Source organism: Arthrobacter sp. NA-172, assembly GCF_043952055.1.
Taxonomy (GTDB): domain Bacteria; phylum Actinomycetota; class Actinomycetes; order Actinomycetales; family Micrococcaceae; genus Arthrobacter.
On sequence record NZ_JBINOT010000001.1, the window covers coordinates 1,386,401 to 1,407,895 of the forward strand.

Consider the following 21,495-nt stretch of genomic DNA (forward strand, 5'->3'; position numbering starts at 1 on the left):
GTTGCGCACGTAGCCCGCAACCCGGAAACAGGCTCCACCAAAACATCATGAGAACAAAACCGAAATGATGCTGCGGCGGCCTTCATCCACTGCCACACAGAACAATTACGAAAATTCTAACATGGCTTGATCTGAGGCCTTAATCGGGTGTAAGGCAAGAACCCCCGGCGGCGGCCGCGGCCGCCGCCGTCGGGCCCTGGAAAATTAGGCCCAAACGGGAAGAACCCCGCACTCACTGAGTACGGGGTTCTTCCTTTGCGCTGCGGACTTCTTACCGGAAGTCGTTGCCGAGATCGTAGTCGTCCAGCGGGATGGCGTGGAACTCGGGAGCTCCGTCGCCGCCCAGGGCGTCGTACGAGAAGTCGGTGAAGGCGCTGGGGCCCGTGAACAGGCTTGCCTTTGCTTCTTCAGTCGGCTCCACAGTGACCTCGGTGTAACGGGGCAGGCCCGTACCGGCCGGGATGAGCTTACCGATGATGACGTTCTCCTTGAGGCCGAGCAGCGGGTCGCTCTTGCCTTCCATGGCCGCCTGCGTCAGAACGCGGGTGGTCTCCTGGAAGGAAGCGGCCGACAGCCAGGACTCGGTTGCCAGAGATGCCTTGGTGATACCCATGAGTTCCGGACGACCGGAAGCCGGGGTACGGCCCTCGGACACCACGCGACGGTTCTCGTCTTCGAAACGGCTGCGCTCAGCGAGCTCGCCCGGAAGCAGATCGGAGTCGCCGGATTCGATGACGGTCACGCGGCGCAGCATCTGACGGACGATGACTTCCACGTGCTTGTCGTGGATGCCAATGCCCTGGCTGCGGTAAACGCCCTGGACCTCGTCCACCAGGAACTTCTGGGCGGCACGCGGACCCATGATGCGCAGAACCTGCTTCGGGTCCACCGGACCGTTGATCAGCTTCTGGCCGACGCTGACGTGCTCGCCATCCTCGATGAGGAGGCGGGAACGGCGCAGCACCGGGTAGGCAATCTCCTCGGAACCATCGTCCGGGGTGATGATGAGGCGCATCTGGCGCTCGGACTCTTCGATGGCGATGCGGCCGGCTGCTTCAGCAATCGGTGCAACACCCTTCGGAGTACGGGCTTCGAAGAGCTCCTGGATACGGGGCAGACCCTGGGTGATGTCGTCGCCACCGCTGGCGGAAACAGCACCACCGGTGTGGAACGTACGCATGGTCAGCTGGGTACCGGGCTCACCGATCGACTGTGCGGCGATGATGCCGACGGCCTCTCCGATGTCCACGGTCTTGCCAGTGGCCAGCGAACGGCCGTAGCAGAGCGCACAGGTGCCGACCTTGGACTCACAGGTGAGTACAGAGCGGACCTTGACCTCGGTGATGCCGGCCGCGAGCAGCTCGGCAATGACGACGTCGCCGCAGTCGGTGCCGGCAGCAGCCAGTACTGCACCCTTGGAGTCGACGACGTCGACGGCGAGGGTACGTGCGTAGGCGCTGTTCTCGACGTTCTCGTTCAGGATCAGCTCACCGTTGGAGTCCGGCACGGCGATTGCGGTCATGAGGCCGCGCTCAGTGCCGCAGTCCTCTTCACGGACGATGACGTCCTGCGAAACGTCCACCAGACGACGGGTCAAGTAACCCGAGTTGGCGGTACGCAGAGCGGTATCGGCCAGACCCTTACGGGCACCGTGCGTAGCGATGAAGTATTCCAGCACCGACAGGCCCTCGCGGTACGAGGACTTGATGGGACGCGGGATGATCTCACCCTTCGGGTTGGCCACAAGACCACGGATACCCGCGATCTGGCGGACCTGCATCCAGTTACCACGTGCACCGGAGGACACCATGCGGTTGATGGTGTTCATCGGGGACAGGCTGTCACGCATCGCCTGGGCGATCTCGTTGGTGGCCTTGTTCCAGATCTCGATCAGTTCCTGGCGACGCTCGTCGTCGTCGATCAGGCCCTTGTCGTACTGGCCCTGGATCTTGGCAGCCATGGTCTCGTAACCGGCCAGGATGGCCGGCTTGGAGGTAGGCACCTCGATGTCGGAGATTGCCACGGTGACACCCGAGCGGGTGGCCCAGTAGAAACCGGCATCCTTCAGGTTGTCCAGCGTTGCAGCCGTGACAACCTTCGGGTAGCGCTCTGCGAGGTCGTTGACGATCCGGGAAAGCTCGCCCTTGTCTGCAACAGCCTCAACCCAGGGGTAGTCCTCGGGCAGGGTCTCGTTGAAGAGGACCTGGCCCAGGGAAGTCTGGACAAGCGCGGTCTGACCCGGCTCCCAGCCTTCCGGAGCTTCCCAGCCGGCGTAGGGCACAAAGCCCTCAAGACGGATCTTGACCTGCGAGTTCAAGTGCAGCTCGCGGGAGTCGTAGGCCATGATGGCTTCCGAAACCGAGGAGAAGATACGGCCTTCGCCTGCGGAACCAACACGCTTGGTGGTCAGGTGGTACAGACCGATGATCATGTCCTGCGAAGGCAGGGTCACCGGGCGGCCATCGGACGGCTTCAGGATGTTGTTCGACGAGAGCATCAGGATGCGGGCTTCAGCCTGGGCTTCGGGGCTCAGCGGCAGGTGGACTGCCATCTGGTCGCCGTCGAAGTCGGCGTTGAAGGCACCACAAACCAGCGGGTGAAGCTGGATGGCCTTGCCTTCAACAAGCTGCGGCTCGAATCGCCTGGATACCGAGGCGGTGCAGGGTAGGTGCACGGTTGAGCAGCACCGGGTGTTCGGTGATGATCTCTTCCAGCACGTCCCAGACCTGCGGACGGTAACGCTCGACCATGCGCTTTGCCGACTTGATGTTCTGCGCGTGGTTGAGGTCAACCAGTCGCTTCATCACGAACGGCTTGAAGAGCTCCAGAGCCATCTGCTTCGGCAGACCACACTGGTGCAGCTTCAGCTGCGGACCGACGACGATGACCGAACGGCCCGAGTAGTCGACGCGCTTGCCGAGCAGGTTCTGGCGGAAACGACCCTGCTTGCCCTTGAGCATGTCGCTCAGGGACTTCAGCGGACGGTTGCCCGGACCCGTGACGGGACGGCCACGACGGCCGTTGTCGAAGAGGCTGTCAACAGCTTCCTGAAGCATGCGCTTCTCGTTGTTGACGATGATCTCCGGAGCACCGAGGTCAAGCAGTCGCTTGAGTCGGTTGTTTCGGTTGATCACGCGGCGGTAGAGGTCGTTGAGGTCGGAGGTCGCGAAGCGGCCACCGTCCAGCTGGACCATCGGGCGCAGTTCCGGCGGGATCACCGGGACGGCGTCCAACACCATGCCGAGCGGGCTGTTGCTGGTGGTCAGGAACGCGTTGACAACCTTCAGGCGCTTGAGGGCACGGGTCTTGCGCTGGCCCTTGCCGTTCTGGATGGTGTCGCGCAGGGACTCCGATTCTGCCTGCATGTCGAAGTTCTCAAGACGCTTCTTGATGGCTTCGGCACCCATGGAGCCTTCGAAGTACATGCCGTAGCGGTCGCGCAGTTCGCGGTACAGGCCTTCGTCGCCTTCGAGGTCTGCGACCTTGAGGTTCTTGAATCGGTCCCAGACCTGCTCAAGGCGCTCGATCTCGGCGTCGGCACGCTTACGCACGTTGGCCATCTGACGGTCCGCGGAGTCGCGGGCCTTCTTCTTATCGGCAGCCTTGGCGCCTTCGCCTTCGAGGCGAGCGAGCTCGTCCTCAAGGTCGCGGGCGATCGTGGCGATGTCGCTGTCGCGGTTGTCGACGAGCTGCTTCTTCTCGAGGTCGTGCTCGACCTGGAGGTTCGGCAGTTCCGCGTGACGGCTTTCGGTGTCAACGCTGGTGATCATGTAGGCAGCGAAGTAGATGACCTTTTCAAGGTCCTTCGGCGCCAGGTCAAGGAGGTAGCCCAAACGGGAGGGAACACCCTTGAAGTACCAGATGTGCGTGACGGGAGCAGCCAGTTCGATGTGGCCCATGCGCTCGCGGCGCACCTTGGCACGCGTGACCTCAACGCCACAACGCTCACAGATGATGCCCTTGAAGCGCACGCGCTTGTACTTACCGCAGTAGCATTCCCAGTCCCGGGACGGGCCGAAGATCTTCTCGCAGAAGAGGCCGTCCTTCTCGGGCTTGAGCGTGCGGTAGTTGATGGTTTCCGGCTTCTTGACCTCACCGTACGACCAGCCGCGGATGTCTTCCGCGGTGGCGAGGCCGATCTGCATGAGGCCGAAGGAGGATTCGCTGGACATATGGTCCCTGTTCTCTCTTGTTCTCTAAATTCTGAAGTCTTGATTTACGGAAAGAGGCAGCTGCCCTGGCTGACGGTTCGCACCGCCAGCCAAGAGCGGCTGTTTAGACCTCTTCTACGGAGCTGGGCTCTGCGCGAGACAGATCAATGCCCAGTTCTTCCGCAGCCGTAAAGACTGCGTCATCAGAGTCACGCATTTCGATCGTCGTACCGTCGGTGGAAAGAACTTCCACGTTCAGGCACAGCGACTGCATTTCCTTGATCAAGACCTTGAAAGATTCCGGAACGCCAGGCTCGGGGATGTTCTCGCCCTTGACGATGGCTTCGTAAACCTTCACGCGGCCGTGGATGTCATCCGACTTGATCGTGAGCAGTTCCTGGAGAGTGTAGGCAGCGCCGTATGCTTCGAGCGCCCACACTTCCATTTCACCGAAGCGCTGGCCACCGAACTGTGCCTTACCACCCAGCGGCTGCTGCGTGATCATGGAGTACGGGCCGGTGGAGCGCGCGTGGATCTTGTCGTCCACCAAGTGGTGGAGCTTCAGGATGTACATGTAGCCCACGGAAATCGGGTCCGGGAACGGCTCGCCGGAGCGGCCGTCGAACAGACGCGTCTTGCCGGAGGAGTCGATCAGGCGATCGCCGTCGCGGGTCACGTTGGTGGAATCCAGCAGACCTGTGATTTCCTCTTCGCGTGCACCGTCGAACACCGGGGTGGCGACAGTGGTCTGGCCGGATTCACGGGGCAGGTTCGGGAGGTTCTTGACCCACTCCGGCTCGCCTTCGATCTTCCAACCGGTCTTGGCAACCCAGCCAAGGTGCGTTTCCAGCACCTGGCCGACGTTCATTCGACCCGGAACACCCAGCGGGTTCAGGACGATGTCCACCGGCGTACCGTCGGCAAGGAACGGCATGTCTTCGATCGGGAGGATCTTGGAGATGACGCCCTTGTTGCCGTGGCGGCCGGCAAGCTTGTCGCCGTCGGTGATCTTGCGCTTGGCAGCAACGTAGACGCGAACGAGCTGGTTCACGCCCGGGGGCAGCTCGTCGTCGTTGTCCCGGTCGAAGACGCGGACGCCGATGACGGTACCGGACTCACCGTGGGGAACCTTCAGGGAGGTGTCACGCACTTCGCGGGACTTCTCACCGAAGATCGCACGGAGCAGGCGCTCTTCCGGAGTCAGTTCGGTTTCACCCTTCGGGGTGACCTTTCCGACCAGGATGTCGCCGGCTTCAACCTCGGCACCGATGTGGATGATGCCGCGCTCGTCCAGTCCTGCGAGGACTTCCTCGGACACGTTGGGGATGTCACGGGTGATTTCCTCGGCACCAAGCTTGGTGTCGCGGGCATCGATTTCGTGCTCCTCGATGTGAATGGAGGAGAGAACATCCTCAGCGACAATGCGCTGGGACAGGATGATGGCGTCCTCGAAGTTGTGGCCTTCCCAGGACATGAATGCCACAAGAAGGTTCTTTCCGAGGGCGAGCTCACCCTGGTGCCGTTGCGGGACCGTCGGCGATGATGCCGCCGAGCTCGAGGCGCTGGCCTTCGTTGACCAAGACGCGGTGGTTGTAGCAGTTGCCCTGGTTGGAACGGGCGAACTTGTTGATGCGGTAGCTGGTTTCCGTGCCGTCGTCGTTAAGCATGGTGACGAGGTCAGCGGAAACTTCGTTGACAACACCGGCCTTCTTGGCGATGACAACGTCACCGGCGTCGACGGCGGCAGCGCGCTCCATGCCGGTACCCACGAACGGGGCCTCGGAACGGACCAGCGGCACGGCCTGGCGCTGCATGTTGGCACCCATGAGTGCGCGGTTTGCATCGTCATGCTCGAGGAACGGAATCAGGGCCGTAGCCACGGACACCATCTGGCGCGGGAAACGTCCATGAACTGGACCTCTCCGGCCGGAACCAGGACAGGCTCGCCTCCACCACCACGGGCACGGACAAGCACGGTCTCTTCCGCGAACTTCTTGTCAGCATCCAGAGGAGCGTTGGCCTGAGCAATCAGGACCTCGGCTTCGTCGTCAGCGGTGAGGTACTGTACCTCGTCGGAAACGACGCCCTCGGAGACCAAGCGGTACGGAGTCTCGATGAAACCGAACGGGTTGATGCGGCCGTAGGAAGCCAACGAACCGATCAGACCAATGTTCGGGCCTTCAGGAGTTTCGATGGGGCACATACGTCCGTAGTGGGACGGGTGAACGTCTCGAACTTCCATGCCTGCGCGGTCACGGGACAGACCACCCGGGCCAAGGGCCGACAGGCGGCGCTTGTGGGTCAGACCCGACAGCGGGTTGTTCTGGTCCATGAACTGCGACAGCTGGGACGTTCCGAAGAACTCCTTGATGGCTGCCACTACAGGGCGGATGTTGATCAGGGTCTGCGGCGTGATGGCTTCGACGTCCTGCGTGGTCATGCGTTCGCGGACGACGCGCTCCATGCGGGACAGGCCGGTGCGGACCTGGTTTTCGATCAATTCGCCGACGGCGCGGATGCGGCGGTTGCCGAAGTGGTCGATGTCATCGATCTCGACGCGGAGCTCGTGGTCTTCGCCGTCGCGCTTGCCCATGAGGGTCTTCTCGCCGGCGTGAAGCGCGACGAGGAACTTGATCATGGCGACGATGTCTTCAACGTGCAGGACCGAAGCTTCCTTGTCACCAAGGGAGCGGTCGATGCCGAGCTTGCGGTTGATCTTGTAACGGCCAACCTTGGCCAGATCGTAGCGCTTGGCGTTGAAGTACAGGTTGTCCAGCAGGGACTGGGCAGCCTCGACTGTGGGCGGCTCGCCCGGACGCAGCTTGCGGTAGATGTCCAGCAGGGCGTCTTCGCGGGTTTCGGTGGCGTCCTTCTCCAGCGTTGCGCGCATGGAGTCGTACTGGCCGAACTCTTCGAGGATCTGGCCTTCGGTCCAGCCGAGGGCCTTCAGCAGAACGGTGACCGACTGCTTGCGCTTGCGGTCGAGGCGAACGCCGACCTGGTCGCGCTTGTCGATTTCAAGCTCGAACCATGCACCACGCGACGGGATGATCTTCGCAGTGAAGATGTCCTTGTCACTGGTCTTGTCAGCGGTGCGCTCGAAGTAAGCGCCCGGCGAACGGACCAGCTGCGAGACGACGACACGCTCGGTGCCGTTGACAACGAACGTTCCCTTCTCGGTCATGAGAGGGAAGTCGCCCATGAACACGGTCTGCTGCTTGATTTCACCCGTGTTGTTGTTCATGAACTCGGCCTTGACGTACAGCGGTGCCGAGTACGTGGCGTCACGGTCCTTGCATTCGGCCATGGTGTACTTCGGGTCAGCGAACTCCGGCTCGGAGAAGCTCAGGGACATAGTGCCCTGGAAGTCCTCGATGGGGGAGATCTCTTCGAAGATGTCAGCAAGTCCAGAGGTGGTGGCGACGCTCAGGTCGCCTTCCTCGACAGCCTTCGCAACACGCGACTGCCAGCGTTCGTTTCCGACCAGCCAATCAAAGCTGTCCGTCTGCAGTGCGAGCAGATTCGGAACGTCCAGAGGTTCGTGAATCTTTGCGAATGAGAGCCGGCGAGTTGCACCATCGGTGCTTGCCGTATTAGCGGTTTCGTTATTAGAGGTGCTCGAGGCGACCAAGAGGGATCCTTCCACAGACCTTCAGGCGTTTTCAGATCTCCCCCGCTTTGCACCCTGCAGATTGAATCCGCAAGGTACCTTTCCGGTTCCGCTATATGACCCGGGACCCCGGCTGGCCAAGACTATGCTCGTTCTAAACGGCACATCAATGACGCAGCTGAGAGGTAAAGCCCACCGCTATATGAAGGCTGAAGGTTAACAGGGAAGACGCAAATATCCATAATACGGCAAATCAACCCACCTGTCTACCCCACATTTCGCCCGAATGCAAGCACGGTTGCTGCAGGCACCTATGCGGCCGGCAGCTGGAACTGCGGCAGCTGGAAGGCTGCGCGGACGGAATGTTGTTCCGGGCTCCATTGTTGAATGGAGAGGTGATGAGCGCCACGGTAGCCTTGGCTCACCAACCCTGATCGGAAGAGAGAAAATGAGCAGCCCCTCGGACAACAACGACAACAACGACGTTGTCATCCTTTCCGCCACCCGCACCCCACAGGGTCGGTTGAACGGTCAGCTGGCTGGATTCACCGCCGTCGAACTCGGTGCACACGCCATTTCAGCCGCCATCGCGGCGAGCGGAATCACAGCCGACAACGTGGATGCAGTGATCATGGGACAGGTCCTGCAAGCCGGTGCCGGCCAGAACCCGGCCCGGCAAAGTGCCATCGCCGCGGGCATCGGATGGAACATCCCGGCGGTCACTATCAACAAGGTCTGCTTGTCGGGCCTGACTGCCGTGATTGACGCCGCGCGCATGATCCGCAGCGGGGACGCCACCGTGGTGGTTGCAGGCGGCCAGGAATCGATGAGCCGCGCTCCCCACCTGCTGCCAGGTTCACGGCAAGGGTGGAGCTATGGTGCGATTCAGGCTCTGGACGTCGCAGCCCACGACGGCCTCACCGATGCCTTTGATGGACAGTCAATGGGTCTGTCCACGGAGATCAAGAACCTCGCACTGCGCATCGATCGCCGCTCCCAGGATGAAGTTGCCGCCGCGTCGCACCGCCGCGCCGCCGCAGCTGCCGAACAAGGAGTATTCGACGGCGAGATCGCCCCCATGAGCGTCAAACAGCGCAAGGGTGAGCCCATAGTGCTGGCGAGCGACGAAGGAATCCGCCCCCAGACCACGCTGGAGACTTTGGCCCCGCTGAAGAGCGCTTTTGCCACGGACGGAACCATCACGGCCGGCAACTCCTCTCCCCTGTCCGACGGCGCCTCCGCACTCGTGCTCACCAGCCGCCGTTTTGCGGAAGACCATGGCCTTGAGTATCTGGCAATTCTTGGCAAGCCCGGGCAGGTGGCCGGACCTGACAACAGCCTGCATTCGCAGCCGTCCCACGCCATCCGGCACGCTTTGGACCGCGCAGGGTGGACCACGGCCGATCTGGACTTCATCGAGATCAATGAAGCTTTCGGATCAGTTGCCGTGCAGTCCTTGAAGGATCTGGACTATCCGCTGGAAAAGTGCAATATCCACGGTGGCGCCATCGCGCTCGGACACCCGATCGGAGCGTCCGGTGCTCGGCTCGCCCTGCATGCAGCCCACGAGCTGAAGCGCCGCGGCAAAGGCAAGGCAGCGGTCGCGCTGTGCGGTGGCGGCGGCCAAGGCGAAGCGCTGCTTCTGTACCGCGACTAGAAACCCGACCTTCGAGCGGAAATGAGTGACTAATGCGGGGCACTGAGCGATTCCTCACTGACGCGGCCGCACGTGGACTTGAGGTCCAACTTGTGGAACGGGCGGCGGCCCGCAGTCTCGAGGAGGCGGCCCGCATTATGGGGATCACGCCGTCGGACATTGTGAAATCGCTCGTTGTGAAGCACCGGGACGGAACGTTCCTGTTCGCGTTGGTTCCGGGTGATCGGCAGATCTCCTGGCCCAAGCTACGCGGCCTCCTCGGCGTCAATAAGCTCTCCATGCCGTCCGCCGACATCGCGTTCGAGGCCACTGGCTATGAGCGGGGCACCATCACTCCGCTGGGAAGCTCCAAGCCCTGGCCGGTCTATGCGGACGCCAGCATCGTGGGACGCAGGGTTTACATGGGCGCCGGCGAACACGGATACAGTGCCTTCGTGAACGCCGACGAGCTCACTGCAGCCCTGCGCGCGGTGGTGGCTGACATCAGCGATCCCACCTGAGCCACCCAAAGAGCAAGGCGGGGTCACTTACAGCCCATCCAGCAGCACCTAATGGGCCGTAAGTGACCCCGCGTTGCCCTTAAATGCAGGAAGCCCCGCCCGGACGAATCCGGTCGGGGCTCCCTGAAAAGGCGAGTTACTTGACAGTAACGCGAGCGCCAGCTTCTTCGAGCTGACCCTTTGCCTTCTCTGCAGCTTCCTTGGTGGCGCCCTCGAGAACAGCCTTCGGTGCACTGTCAACCAGGTCCCTTGGCTTCCTTGAGGCCGAGGGAGGTGATAGCGCGAACTTCCTTGATCACTGCGATCTTCTTGTCGCCAGCAGCTTCGAGGATGACGTCGAATTCCGTCTGCTCCTCAGCTTCTTCGCCAGCGCCGCCAGCGGCCGGGCCGGCAACTGCAACAGCAGCAGCGGTAACTTCGAAGGTCTCTTCGAAGAGCTTGACGAACTCGGAGAGCTCGATGATGGTCAGTTCCTTGAAAGCTTCAATGAGCTCTTCGTTGCTGAGCTTCGCCATGTTTGGCGTCCTTCCTTTAGGTGGTGCCGCCACGGACATCGTCCGTTACTGCACCACATTTTGATTTGGGGAGAACTTAGTTCTCTTCGGTTGCTGCTTCAGCGGCTTCTGCCGGAGCAGCAGCCTCTTCTGCAGCAGCCTCGGCGGGAGCCTCTTCGGCAGCCGGTGCTTCTTCAGCGGGCTGTGCTTCGGCAGATGCCACAGCGCCGCCCTCTTCTTCAAGCTTGAGGCGCAGAGCGTCAATGATGCGTGCAGCAGCGGCAGCAGGAGCCTTGAGGATACCTGCGACCTTGGCGAGCTGCAGCTCACGGGACTCGAGGGCTGCCAGAGCGGCAACCTCTGTTGCGTTCAGTGCCTTGCCTTCGAAGTAACCGGTCTTGATGACCAGCTGCTTGTGGGCCTTGGCAAAGTCCGTCAGGCTCTTGGCGGCAGCAACCGCGTCACCCTTGATGAACGCGATTGCAGTGGGGCCGGCGAGCTGACCGTCGAATGCTTCGACACCAGCTTCCTTGGCTGCAATAGCGGTCAGGGTGTTCTTGACGACCGAGAACTTGGTGTCCAGGCCGAGAGAAACACGCAGCTCCTTGAGCTGTGCAACAGAGAGCCCGCGGTATTCGGTCAGGACAGCGGCGTTCGATTCCTTGAAATCGTTGGTGATCTCAGCTACTGCAGAGATCTTGCTAGGCGTTGCCATAACCCTCCTTCCGGGGAATAAAGCCGGTTTTCCGGGTCCCCGCTCAAAAGAGCTGTAACTAAAAAACGCCCCGCGCAGATGCACGGGGCTTGGCTCGACACGATCAAATGACCATGGAGACTTGCTTCGTTCACCTGCGCCGGCCGCCCTTTGTCAGGGTCCTTCGTCTAGGAAACCACTTGGTTCTTCCGCGCGTGGCTACAGTGTTGAGCTGCGCCCAGAGGAGTGGATTCCCATCAACCGACGGTCTTTGGTAGTTCAAGCTTACGGGACGGGCCAGCGCATCGCCAAATCGCCCGGCTCACTCGGAAGAAGTGACCTTCGGGCCCATATCCGGCAGTTCCTTCTGCCACAGCCCCGTCACCCCGGCGGTGGTGAATCCCAATTGTTTGTTCACCGTCAGCAGGTACCGGTTTTCAGGAGCATTCCAGGTGTAGATCACCCGGGCGTCAGGGAACTGCTCGCTAAGGCGCTGCATATTGGCGACCTTGATGAGGAGCCCGAGCTTGTTTCCGCGGTGTTCCTGCAGCACGGTCGTGTCGTCTTGGAAGACAACGTCCTGACGTTGCGCCAGGACACCGATGGTGGTCAGCCCCACGATTCGCCCGCTGGCGACGTGCTCGACGGCGGTGACCACCGTGCGGCGACCCTGCGCGACGGCGGCGTCTTCCGCCTGACGGAGGACACCGGCGTCGAACACTAACTGCTGTTGTTCAGCCTCCGCGCTCTCGCCGCCCTCGGAGACGAGTTCTCCGGCAGCGTTCTCCAACGCGGCAACGGCCTCAAGCCATTGCTCCGGGCACCGGTCTGTCCAGTGGTGGAGACTGTAACGGCCCGCGTTGGCGTCCTCCGCTTCGGCTTCAAGCTCTGCCACCAGTTTCGAATCCAGCGGCAGCGCACAGGAACTGAACTGTTCAATGTGCTGGAGCGTATAGCCGGTACGCCGGGCGAAATCGACCTCGCGGCTGGCCAAGGGCACAAAGCCCAGGCCACTGCCGGGAACCAGTTGCTCCTCAGCTCCGCCGTGCAGGGACGAGGCGGGGTGGTTGGTGTCCACCATGATCATTGTCCGGCCCTCGCTCTTGGCGAAGTGTTCGGCTGCCTCCAAGAGCTGCCGACCAACCCCCTGCGTTGGAACTCCGGAAGGATGTCGAGGGTGAACTCGGCGAGGTCCATGTTGTCGGCAAGGGGCAGCGCGATGTCTACCGTGCCGACAATGCGCCCGTCAACGCGGGCCACGAGGATAACCTGGCGTTCGTAGGGGTCTTCGAGTTCGAGCAGCTTCTCCAGCGGAGTGTAGGCGAGATCGTCGCTGCCCCAGACCTGCATCCGGACTTTGCGGCTGACTTCGACGGCGGCCAGAAAGTCCTTCGCGTCTCCGGCGTCAAGGGAATCCGGAATCCAGAGTTGGCCGATCTCCACCGTGCTGGTCATTTGGTCCTCTTTTGCCATTCGCCGTCGTGTCCCACCGGCCCGAAACAGGGTTTCACGTTGATGGTCAGCATATGTTCGTTTTCCTCGGCGTTATAGGTCATGACGCGTTGGATGACCGCATATTCCGTGGGGAAATCCGCAGCCAGGTCTGTCATGCCCTCAGCCTAATCAGCGGCTGCCAGCCGCGATAGGTACTTGTCTGGCACACCGCGACGCCGGATTCCGCGAAGTGCGGGCCGCCGTCGAACGCCTCCCACGGCTTCAGAAGGCCGCGTCCCGGACGCAACAAAAGGACCGCCCGGTATGGTGCCGGACGGTCCTTTCAGAGTTCGATACTCGTCGAGGCTTACGCCTCGGTGAGAACCTTGGTGACGTTCGGGTCAACGGAGATGCCCGGACCGAACGTGGTGGCGACTGTAGCCTTCTGGATGTAGCGGCCCTTGGAAGCGGACGGCTTCAGACGAAGCACCTCTTCCAGAGCAGCTGCGTAGTTCTCAGCCAGCTTCAGTTCATCGAAGGAAACCTTGCCGATGATGAAGTGCAGGTTCGAGTGCTTGTCGACGCGGAAGTCGATCTTGCCACCCTTGATGTCGTTGACGGCCTTGGTGACGTCTGCGGTCACGGTACCGGTCTTCGGGTTCGGCATGAGGTTACGCGGGCCGAGGACCTTACCGAGACGGCCAACCTTGCCCATGAGGTCAGGGGTTGCCACTGCGGCGTCGAAGTCGGTCCAGCCGGCTGCGATCTTTTCGATCAGGTCATCGGAACCAACGAAGTCGGCGCCTGCAGCGATTGCTGCTTCGGCCTTGTCGCCCGTTGCGAAAACGAGGACGCGGGCAGTCTTACCCGTGCCGTGCGGCAGGTTGACGGTGCCGCGGACCATCTGGTCGGCCTTACGCGGGTCAACGCCCAGACGGAAAGCGACCTCAACGGTGGCGTCGAACTTGGACGGGTTGGTGTCCTTGGCGAGCTTGATGGCCTCGAACGGGGCGTAGAACTTGTCTGCCTCGATCTTGGCTACGGCTGCCTCATATGCTTTGCTGCGCTTTGCCATGCTGCTTATTCTCCTTGTGCAGTTGTGGTCTGCGGACCGCGCTGGGCCCTGCCACAGTTGGACATCCGGCGTGGATCTCCAACATTTTCAATATTTCAATGGTGCCGGTCGCCCGGCGGTTGAAGGCTGGAATTAGCCTTCGACAGTATCTGATTGTCGAAAGTCTCCGGGGACTCACTTCCGGCGAGTGCTTCGTTCCTCAGCCCTCACCGTCCGTTCATTCCTCGACTATTCGACGGTGATGCCCATGGAGCGTGCGGTGCCCGCGATGATCTTGGCAGCACCCTCGAGGCTGGTGGCGTTGAGGTCTTCCATCTTGGTGGTGGCGATCTCGTTAACCTGTGCCTGGGTCAGCTTGGCAACCTTGACGGTGTGCGGCGTAGCCGAACCCTTTGCAACGCCTGCAGCCTTCTTGATGAGCTCTGCAGCCGGCGGGGTCTTGGTGATGAAGGTGAAAGAACGGTCTTCGTAGACCGTGATTTCAACCGGGATAACGTTTCCGCGCTGGGATTCCGTTGCAGCGTTGTACGCCTTGCAGAATTCCATGATGTTGACACCGTGCTGGCCAAGCGCAGGACCGATGGGCGGGGCCGGGTTGGCGGCACCTGCCTGGATCTGCAGCTTGATGAGGCCGGTGACCTTCTTCTTGGGAGCCAATGTAGGTCCTTCTCTCAATAACTTCCTAGGACACAGGAGCGTGCCTCAGGTTTGTGGCCGCCATGGCGTGGCGACCGGCCGCTCCGTGGCTGCTAAGCGGGCAACCGCGGGGCGAAATTCTGGGATCAACTAGATCTTGGTGACCTGGTTGAAGGCGAGCGTAACCGGGGTTTCGCGTTCGAAGATGGACACCAGCACAACGAGGGTCTGGGATTCAACCTTGATCTCGGAGATCGTGGCGGGAAGGGTCTCGAACGGACCTTCCTTGACGATGACGGACTCGCCGACCTCGAAGTCGATGTCGACTGGCGTCTGGTGCTGCTTGTTGACCGGCTTGCCCTTCTCGGCCTGCTCCTCTTCGAAGACCGGAGCCAGCATGGAGAAGACCTCGTCGAGGCGCAGCGGGACCGGGTTATGGGCGTTACCCACGAAACCGGTGACGCCGGGAGTGTGGCGGACAGCGCCCCAGGATGCGTCGGTCAGGTCCATGCGGACCAGGACGTAACCCGGGATGCGCACGCGGTTGATGATCTTGCGCTGGGCGTTCTTGATCTCGACGACTTCCTCCATGGGCACCTGGATCTCGAAGATGTAATCTTCCATGTCCAGGGTCTGGATGCGGGTCTCAAGGTTGGCCTTGACGCGGTTTTCGTAGCCGGCGTAGGAGTGGATGACGTACCAGTCACCTTCCTGGCGGCGAAGCTTGCCCTTGAACTCTTCGGCGGGATCGGCGGGCGCTACGGCTGCAGCGGCGGCCAGGGCGTCGTCGTCGGACGCTTCCTCAGCGGACTCGTCGTTGTCGGACGCTTCCTCAGCGGACTCGTCGTTGTCGGCGTCGTCGACGTCGGCAGTTTCGGGCGCAGCAGAATCTACCTCGGACACTTCCGCGGCGTCAGCCGTGTTCTCCGCGGACCCATCCAGCTCAGTCTCAGTTACCTCGAGCTCCTGCTCAGACACTTGGTCTCCTGCTTCCTCATTGCCTAACATGCCTATTTAAATGGCTCAATTCCGCAAACCCTGTGAAATCCCCCGAATTCTCGAGAATTCCACGCGGCTTACGGAGAGATCCGCTTAGCGGTTCGTGACGCCAGTACCGCCGAAAACCCATTTGATTCCAGTACCGAAGGCCAGATCCAAGAGTGTGACGACGAGCATCATGATGACCACGAACACCAGCACCACGAGCGTGTAGTTGATCAGTTCCTTGCGGGTGGGCGCCACAACCTTCTTCAGTTCGCCAATCACCTGGCGGACAAAAAGTGCAATTCGAGCGAAGAGGCCGGAATCGGACTTCTTGGCAGGACGGCCCTTCGAGCTGCTCGCAGCTGTTTCGGTCACCTGATCCTCACTCATCTATGCAAACGTCGTTGACCCGACTCTGATCAGAGCCATGGTTGCTGCGCTTGTTCCGGAGAAAACCCCGGAACAGCTTGCGCAGGGCAGACAGGACTCGAACCTGCAACCTGCGGTTTTGGAGACCGCTGCGCTACCAATTGCGCCACTACCCTATGGAATGAATCCAAGTTTTGGCCGAACTCCATCAAAGCCAAGAAACCCCGAAGATACAGGTGATTCCGGGCCCAGTCTGGGGCGCGAACCATTGTGATGTTTTTCAACACCGGTGAACCAGTCTACGCAACAACGTCGCGATAGTCGAACCGGGCCAATTCCGGAGTGTCCGGGCCGATCCGCTCGTGTGATCAGCACTCGTTTGATCAGCACTCCCTGTCACTTTCACGACGATAGCCCGATAGCTCCGCAGAACAGCATAAAGTAGATTCCGTCGAATCCCACCATCCAGCTCATGAGCTGCCCGCGAAGAACGGTGCTTTAATGTCTGCCGGAATACCTGCCGCCCGCATTTCACAGCGAATTTCCGCCATCGCCGAATCCGCCACCCTTGCCGTTGACGCCAAGGCCAAGGCGCTCAAGGCGGCGGGTCGTCCCGTGATTGGCTTTGGCGCCGGAGAGCCCGATTTCCCGACACCCGACTACATTGTGAAGGCCGCCGTCGAGGCCGCCGCCCAGCCGAAGTACCACCGCTACTCCCCCGCCGCCGGCCTGCCGGAGCTGAAGCAGGCCATTGCGGACAAGACGTTCCGCGATTCCGGCTACAGGGTTGAAGCATCCCAGGTAATGGTTACCAATGGCGGCAAGCAGGCTGTCTACAACACCTTCGCCACCCTGGTTGACCCGGGCGACGAGGTCATCATCCCCACACCGTTCTGGACCACGTATCCGGAGGCAATCCGTTTGGCCGGTGGCGTACCCGTTGAGGTCTTCGCCGGTCCGGAGCAGGGTTACCTGGTCACCGTGGAGCAGCTCGAAGCCGCAGTCACCAGCAAGACCAAGATCCTCCTGTTCGTTTCCCCGTCCAACCCGACCGGTGCCGTCTACAGCCCCGAACAGGTGGCCGAGATTGGAAAATGGGCCGCGGCGAAGGGCCTTTGGGTCGTCACCGACGAAATCTATGAGCACCTCACCTACGACGGCGTGCCCTTCACGTCGATTGCCACCGCAGCGCCTGAGCTGGGGGACAAGGTGGTCATCCTCAACGGCGTGGCCAAGACCTACGCCATGACCGGATGGCGTGTCGGCTGGATGATCGGCCCGGCCGACGTCATCAAGGCCGCCACCAACCTCCAGTCGCACGCGACGTCGAACGTTTCCAACATCATGCAGATCGCAGCCCTCGCGGCAGTCTCGGGCCCGCTGACCGCCGTCGACGAGATGAAGGTCGCCTTTGACCGCCGCCGCAAGGCGATTGTTGCCGGACTCAACGCGATCGAAGGCGTGGAATGCCCGACGCCGGCCGGCGCCTTCTACGTGTACGCGGACGTCCGCGGGCTGCTGGGCAAGGAATTCCCGACGTCGAACGGTCCCGTCCGTCCGTCAACGTCTGCCGAGCTGGCCTCGCTGATTCTCGACGAGGTTGAGGTCGCCGTCGTTCCTGGTGAGGCGTTCGGCCCCTCGGGTTACCTCCGCCTGTCCTACGCCTTGGGTGACGAAGACCTCGCCGAGGGTGTTCGACGCCTCCAGGAATTCCTCGGCCAGGCCGAAGTAGCCTTCCGAAACTCAAACGCCCGCTCACCTTGGGATATAGGTGAGCGGGCGTTTGGGTTTAAGGCGCTAAAGGTGAGCGGGCGTCAGAGGAGGCGGCGTTCGGCGGCCCACTTTGTCAGTTCGTGACGGCTGGAGAGCTGGAGTTTGCGGAGTACCGCGGACACGTGGGTTTCCACTGTCTTGATGGAAATGAACAGCTCCTTGGCCACCTCCTTGTAGCTGTAGCCGCGGGCAATGAGCCGCATGACTTCGAGTTCACGGGCAGAAAGGCGGTCCAGCTCGTCATCTGCTATCTCGGCGGGAGACGTTCCAAACGCGTCCAGGACGAAGCCGGCCAACCTCGGCGAGAAGACGGCGTCACCGTCGGCCACGCGGATCACGGCATCGGAGATTTCGGGGCCTGAAATGGTTTTGGTGACGTAGCCGCGCGCCCCGGCCCGGATGACGGCCACGACGTCCTCGGCAGCGTCGGAGACGCTCAACGCCAGGAAACTCGTGCTCCCGAGCAAAGGTATGGACGCGCTGATGACCTCCCGGCCGCCGCCGCCAAGGCCACCGGGCAAGTGCACATCAAGCAACACGACTTCCGGCCGGGCCTCGGCAATCACCGCAACGGCTTGCTCGACTGTTCCGGCTTCACCCACCACATGGATCCTGGAATCGAGATCGGCCTTGAGTCCGGATCGGAAAATGGCGTGATCATCCACAATCACCACCCGGACCGTCCGCGGCGCTTGCTCCGGTGTCCCCGTCATGCCCTGGCCTCTCCATTTCGGTTCTCTGCCTTCTCGGCATTCTCGGCTGGCAGCTTCAAACGGACTTCAGTGCCCTCTGAGCTGCTGCTGATGACCGCCGAACCGCCATGGCGTTTCATCCGCCCAATGATCGATTCCTTGACGCCAAGCCTGTCTTCCGGGACTGCGTCAGGGTCAAAGCCCGGCCCCCTGTCGCGGACGAATATTTCGCTGCCGGCGTCCGAGCTCTCGAGGTAGACAGACACGGCTCCGCCGCTGTGCCGGGCGGCATTGTGCATTGCCTCGCGAGCCGCCTGGACGAGGGCCTCGTGCCGGTCCGTCATGGCCGTGTCACCCACGTTGACAACTTCCACTGCGTGCCCGTGGGCGTCTTCCACCTCGGCTGCTGCCGCGGCAATCCGCTCCGCCAGAAGCCCGGCGTCCTTGGCAGCATCCCGGTAAAGCCAGGCACGCAGCTCCCGCTCCTGGGCACGGGCGAGGCGGATCACGTCCTGCTCGGAACCGGCACGGCGCTGGATCAAAGCAAGAGTCTGCAGAACGGAGTCGTGCAAATGAGCGGCAATCTCAGCGCGCTCAGTCTCACGCACTCGCCCTGCGCGTTCCGTTTCAAGGTCCTTCCAGAACTTCAGGCCCCATGGCAGCAGGACCAGCGCGACACCACCCAGAACCGCGATCGACGCCAGAAGCGCAAGCCACGTCTGCTCCCAGGATCCGGAACCGGACACCATCACCAGCACCCCCGCAACCACGAGGGCCAGGCCCGCAGCCAGGCGGACCCACCCCCGGCTTGGTCCGCCTTGGTCTTGTCCACCAATCCGGCCCGCCGCGTCTCGTCCAGTTGCATCCACGCGATCGCCGCTCCACCCAGAATGGCCGCCGCGGGGATCAGCGTGCCGAGGGGAAGCTCGACGCCGAACTGCCGCGCGATGAGGATGGCGGCCACGAGAAGGAGCCCGGCTCCGAGCAGAATCTCTTTCCCGTATTGCATGGGGCGCATCCTGAACCAAGTGGCGGATGCGGGACCAGGAACGGGCTCCGCCGGAGGGGAGGCAAGAGGCTGTGCGCCGACGTCGGGCGCGCTGCCCTGGAACTCACCGCCCTGGAACGCGCCGCCTTGGAAGGCGAGGGGCATGCTCACCGCGGGAGCAATGGGCGACGCCGGGCGGCGGCCATTGCGGCGAGCGCTTTCGTCCGCGGTGGGCACCATGACCCAAAGCCAAGCGTAGAAAAGCAGGCCGGCGCCGCCTGCGAATGACGCGAGGAGCATCCCGAGCCGTAAGTACTTCACTGGCCAGCCCAAGTGGTCAGCCAGCCCGCTGCACACACCCGCGATCATCCGGTCGCTGCTGCGGACCAGCGGCGGGCGTTGCATCGCGGTTGTCATGAATCCATCCAAACACGAATCAGGGCCGTAGGGTCTGGAAAGGGCGGCATCTCAGGGGGCCGCTCAGGGAACGTTCAGGGTATCCCCCAATAGAGGGAGTGGCCACCAGACGGCAAGATCGAAGTATGAATCCGAACAGCGTGAATCCAGGGGAGTCCGGACGTCCTGGAGGATCCGGACAAGAAGCCGAATCCGGGCAACCCGAAGAACCGACACGGACCGAAGAAACCGGTTCGCCGCAGGAACCTGTCCAGCCAGACGCCGGAAACGACTCCACTTACAGTGGCAACGCCGGCTACGGCGGCAGCTACAACGCACCGAACTACGCCGCACCCGCTCCCTCGCAGAATCTTTTCAGCTGGATCCGACGTCGGGGCATCAGCCGGGGGCGGGACCGGTGGATCGGAGGCGTGGCCAGCGGCATCGCACACCGATTCGGCATTGACCCGTTGATTGTCCGCGGCATCTTCATCGTTCTTACTATCATTGCCGGAATCGGCGTCCTGCTCTACGGCATCGCCTGGGCGCTCCTGCCTGAACCCGATGGCCGTATCCACGCCCAGGAGGCCGGGGCAGGCCGCTGGTCCGCAGGCATGACCGGTGCTGTCATCACTACCATCATCGGACTGCCGAGCCTCGGCACTGGATTCTGGGGATGGGGTTGGAAGGGCCTTCCCGGGCTCTTCTGGACACTCTTCTGGATCGGTGGGGTGATCTATCTGGTGTACTTCCTTGTCCAGCGCAACAAATCCCGCAACGGAGGGCAACCCGTGGGCACCCAGCATCATCACGCTGCTCCCAGCTCCCCATCCGGCACCTTGGGCGGAGCCTACGGCCCGGCGCAGGGCACCCCCTATGAAGGCGGGATGTACGGCTACGGCGCGGCACCGCCGTCGGGCGCTGGCTACCCCGGCCCTTACAGCTCCGCCCCACCCAGCTCCGGCCATTATGGTGCCGGCGGACCCGCTACGCCGTCTGGCCCGGCCAATCCGGCGGGGCCATACCCGCCGGGAGGCGGAAACCAGCGGCCCCAGCGGCCCCAGCGACCGAAGCGGCAGGGACCGGGCGCGGCAATCGTCGCGGTCTCAGCGGGGGCGGCCCTGCTGGCCGGCGGAACGCTCAAGCTGCTCGACGCCGGCAACGTCATTCACCTCGGCGACGCCGCCAACGCAGTCATCTGGGCAACAGGTGCAGCGGTCCTCGGCCTCGGCATCCTGGTTGCGGGACTTCGTGGCCGTACATCCGGGTTGTTGGGATTCCTGGCGGTTGCGACGCTGGCGATCGGCGGGATATTCAATGTGGCGCCTAGCGCGGACCAATTCCATCTGCGGAGTGGTCAATGGAATCCTGTGAGCATCGACGATGCGCGCAAGGGATTCAACATTACCGGGAGCAACGGGACCGTTGACCTGACGAAGCTGAACCTGGCTGCGCCTCTCAGCTCCGACGTCGTGGTTCCCATGGATGTGACCGCCAGCAACATCAAACTTCTGATCCCCGCGAATGTGCCGGTGGAGGTCCAGACCGACATGACTTTCGCGAACCTCAAGCAGGACGGCAGCTTGGCCAGCCAAAGCGCCGGCGGCAATCAGACCAGCTACAACCCGGGCAAACCCGGAGCCAAGCTGCTTATCAAGCTCGATGGAACTTTCAGCAACGTCACCGTTCAGGAAGGAAACTGACATGAGCGCGCAGAAACCAATACCGGCGTTTGAAGCGGGCCAGCCCGTGCGTGAACCGCTCGGGCAGGCTGGGCGGCCGAGGATTGGCACCGTGGTCTGGGGACTGATTGTCGTGGCACTCGCGGCCTTGATTGTCATTTCCAAGCTGGGCCTCGTTGCCCTCAACGGCAATTACGTGCTGATCGGACTCATGATCGGAGCCGGCGCGGCACTGGTGATCGGCGGCCTGTTGTCGGCCCGCTCCCGCAAGAGCAACGGATCGGGTGTGGGCAACGGGTCCGGCCAGGACTCTGGGACCGGCCCCGCCGGGTCCGACCGGCTGTAAAAAGTCGGCTGTGG

Annotated in this window: 11 protein-coding genes, 1 tRNA gene and 6 pseudogenes; 5 read left to right on the forward strand and 13 right to left on the reverse strand. The window is 62.2% G+C overall.

Going from position 1 to position 21,495, the window contains the following annotated elements:
- Window positions 1-271 precede the first annotated feature (271 nt).
- Window positions 272-4,172: pseudogene (locus ACF0H6_RS06945) on the reverse strand (DNA-directed RNA polymerase subunit beta').
- Window positions 4,173-4,275: 103 nt separating this feature from the next.
- Window positions 4,276-7,782 (reverse strand): annotated as a pseudogene (gene rpoB, locus ACF0H6_RS06950) (DNA-directed RNA polymerase subunit beta).
- 427 nt (window positions 7,783-8,209) lie between these two features.
- Between rpoB and ACF0H6_RS06955 the strand changes: the two are divergent.
- Together ACF0H6_RS06955 and ACF0H6_RS06960 are read left to right on the forward strand one after the other, a co-directional pair.
- Window positions 8,210-9,418: an acetyl-CoA C-acetyltransferase gene (locus ACF0H6_RS06955; protein WP_395248976.1), complete on the forward strand. Its 1,209-nt coding sequence runs from the start codon at window positions 8,210-8,212 to the stop codon at window positions 9,416-9,418.
- 32 nt (window positions 9,419-9,450) lie between these two features.
- On the forward strand, window positions 9,451-9,918 hold the full coding sequence (locus ACF0H6_RS06960) for an aminoacyl-tRNA deacylase (RefSeq protein WP_395248977.1): 468 nt from the start codon (window positions 9,451-9,453) through the stop codon (window positions 9,916-9,918).
- Window positions 9,919-10,054: 136 nt separating this feature from the next.
- Here the strand turns inward: ACF0H6_RS06960 and rplL are convergent.
- The 9 genes and pseudogenes from rplL to ACF0H6_RS07005 form a co-directional block, all read right to left on the reverse strand.
- Window positions 10,055-10,433, reverse strand: a pseudogene (rplL, locus tag ACF0H6_RS06965) (50S ribosomal protein L7/L12).
- A gap of 76 nt (window positions 10,434-10,509) precedes the next feature.
- Window positions 10,510-11,127: a 50S ribosomal protein L10 gene (gene rplJ / locus ACF0H6_RS06970; RefSeq protein ID WP_395248978.1), complete on the reverse strand. Its 618-nt coding sequence runs from the start codon at window positions 11,125-11,127 to the stop codon at window positions 10,510-10,512.
- Between the two features lie 301 nt (window positions 11,128-11,428).
- Window positions 11,429-12,561: pseudogene (locus tag ACF0H6_RS06975) on the reverse strand (GNAT family N-acetyltransferase).
- On the reverse strand, window positions 12,558-12,716 hold the full coding sequence (locus ACF0H6_RS06980) for a hypothetical protein (RefSeq protein WP_395248979.1): 159 nt from the start codon (window positions 12,714-12,716) through the stop codon (window positions 12,558-12,560). Before ACF0H6_RS06980 ends, ACF0H6_RS06975 begins: the two are co-directional and overlap by 4 nt.
- A gap of 191 nt (window positions 12,717-12,907) precedes the next feature.
- The gene (rplA, locus tag ACF0H6_RS06985) at window positions 12,908-13,615 is read right to left on the reverse strand and encodes a 50S ribosomal protein L1 (protein ID WP_234749040.1); all 708 of its coding nucleotides are present in this window, start codon (window positions 13,613-13,615) and stop codon (window positions 12,908-12,910) included.
- Window positions 13,616-13,843: 228 nt separating this feature from the next.
- The gene (gene rplK, locus ACF0H6_RS06990; RefSeq protein WP_184741995.1) at window positions 13,844-14,272 is read right to left on the reverse strand and encodes a 50S ribosomal protein L11; all 429 of its coding nucleotides are present in this window, start codon (window positions 14,270-14,272) and stop codon (window positions 13,844-13,846) included.
- Window positions 14,273-14,401: 129 nt separating this feature from the next.
- A complete protein-coding gene (gene nusG, locus ACF0H6_RS06995; protein ID WP_395248980.1) occupies window positions 14,402-15,229 on the reverse strand; it encodes a transcription termination/antitermination protein NusG in 828 nt (275 codons plus the stop codon).
- A 114-nt stretch (window positions 15,230-15,343) separates the two neighbouring features.
- A complete protein-coding gene (gene secE / locus ACF0H6_RS07000; protein WP_395248981.1) occupies window positions 15,344-15,625 on the reverse strand; it encodes a preprotein translocase subunit SecE in 282 nt (93 codons plus the stop codon).
- Window positions 15,626-15,707: 82 nt separating this feature from the next.
- Window positions 15,708-15,780 (reverse strand) — tRNA-Trp (locus ACF0H6_RS07005).
- A 325-nt stretch (window positions 15,781-16,105) separates the two neighbouring features.
- Here ACF0H6_RS07005 and ACF0H6_RS07010 point away from each other — a divergent pair.
- A pseudogene (locus ACF0H6_RS07010) lies at window positions 16,106-17,332 on the forward strand (pyridoxal phosphate-dependent aminotransferase); the annotation flags it as partial.
- A gap of 86 nt (window positions 17,333-17,418) precedes the next feature.
- On the opposite strand, the gene ACF0H6_RS07015 reads toward ACF0H6_RS07010, so the two are convergent.
- Together ACF0H6_RS07015 and ACF0H6_RS07020 are read right to left on the reverse strand one after the other, a co-directional pair.
- On the reverse strand, window positions 17,419-18,090 hold the full coding sequence (locus ACF0H6_RS07015; RefSeq protein ID WP_395248982.1) for a LuxR C-terminal-related transcriptional regulator: 672 nt from the start codon (window positions 18,088-18,090) through the stop codon (window positions 17,419-17,421).
- A pseudogene (locus ACF0H6_RS07020) lies at window positions 18,087-19,474 on the reverse strand (PspC domain-containing protein). The gene ACF0H6_RS07015 and the pseudogene ACF0H6_RS07020 overlap by 4 nt, the downstream one beginning before the upstream one ends.
- A 125-nt stretch (window positions 19,475-19,599) precedes the next feature.
- Between ACF0H6_RS07020 and ACF0H6_RS07025 the strand changes: the two are divergent.
- Window positions 19,600-21,156 carry a PspC domain-containing protein gene (locus ACF0H6_RS07025; protein WP_395248983.1) on the forward strand — a complete coding sequence of 519 codons (1,557 nt, stop codon included), beginning with the start codon at window positions 19,600-19,602 and terminating at the stop codon, window positions 21,154-21,156.
- 1 nt (window position 21,157) lies between these two features.
- Window positions 21,158-21,481, forward strand: a complete 324-nt coding sequence (locus ACF0H6_RS07030) for a hypothetical protein (RefSeq protein WP_395248984.1) — start codon at window positions 21,158-21,160, stop codon at window positions 21,479-21,481.
- Window positions 21,482-21,495 lie beyond the last annotated feature (14 nt).

Excerpts from the sequence above, each read along its gene's own strand:
- ACF0H6_RS06955 (WP_395248976.1), top strand. The coding sequence starts at position 8,210 with ATGAGCAGCCCCTCGGACAACAACGACAACAACGACGTTGTCATCCTT.
- ACF0H6_RS06960 (WP_395248977.1), top strand. The coding sequence starts at position 9,451 with ATGCGGGGCACTGAGCGATTCCTCACTGACGCGGCCGCACGTGGACTT.
- rplJ (WP_395248978.1), bottom strand. The coding sequence starts at position 11,127 with ATGGCAACGCCTAGCAAGATCTCTGCAGTAGCTGAGATCACCAACGAT.
- ACF0H6_RS06980 (WP_395248979.1), bottom strand. The coding sequence starts at position 12,716 with ATGACAGACCTGGCTGCGGATTTCCCCACGGAATATGCGGTCATCCAA.
- rplA (WP_234749040.1), bottom strand. The coding sequence starts at position 13,615 with ATGGCAAAGCGCAGCAAAGCATATGAGGCAGCCGTAGCCAAGATCGAG.
- secE (WP_395248981.1), bottom strand. The coding sequence starts at position 15,625 with ATGAGTGAGGATCAGGTGACCGAAACAGCTGCGAGCAGCTCGAAGGGC.
- ACF0H6_RS07015 (WP_395248982.1), bottom strand. The coding sequence starts at position 18,090 with ATGACGGGGACACCGGAGCAAGCGCCGCGGACGGTCCGGGTGGTGATT.
- ACF0H6_RS07025 (WP_395248983.1), top strand. The coding sequence starts at position 19,600 with ATGAATCCGAACAGCGTGAATCCAGGGGAGTCCGGACGTCCTGGAGGA.
- ACF0H6_RS07030 (WP_395248984.1), top strand. The coding sequence starts at position 21,158 with ATGAGCGCGCAGAAACCAATACCGGCGTTTGAAGCGGGCCAGCCCGTG.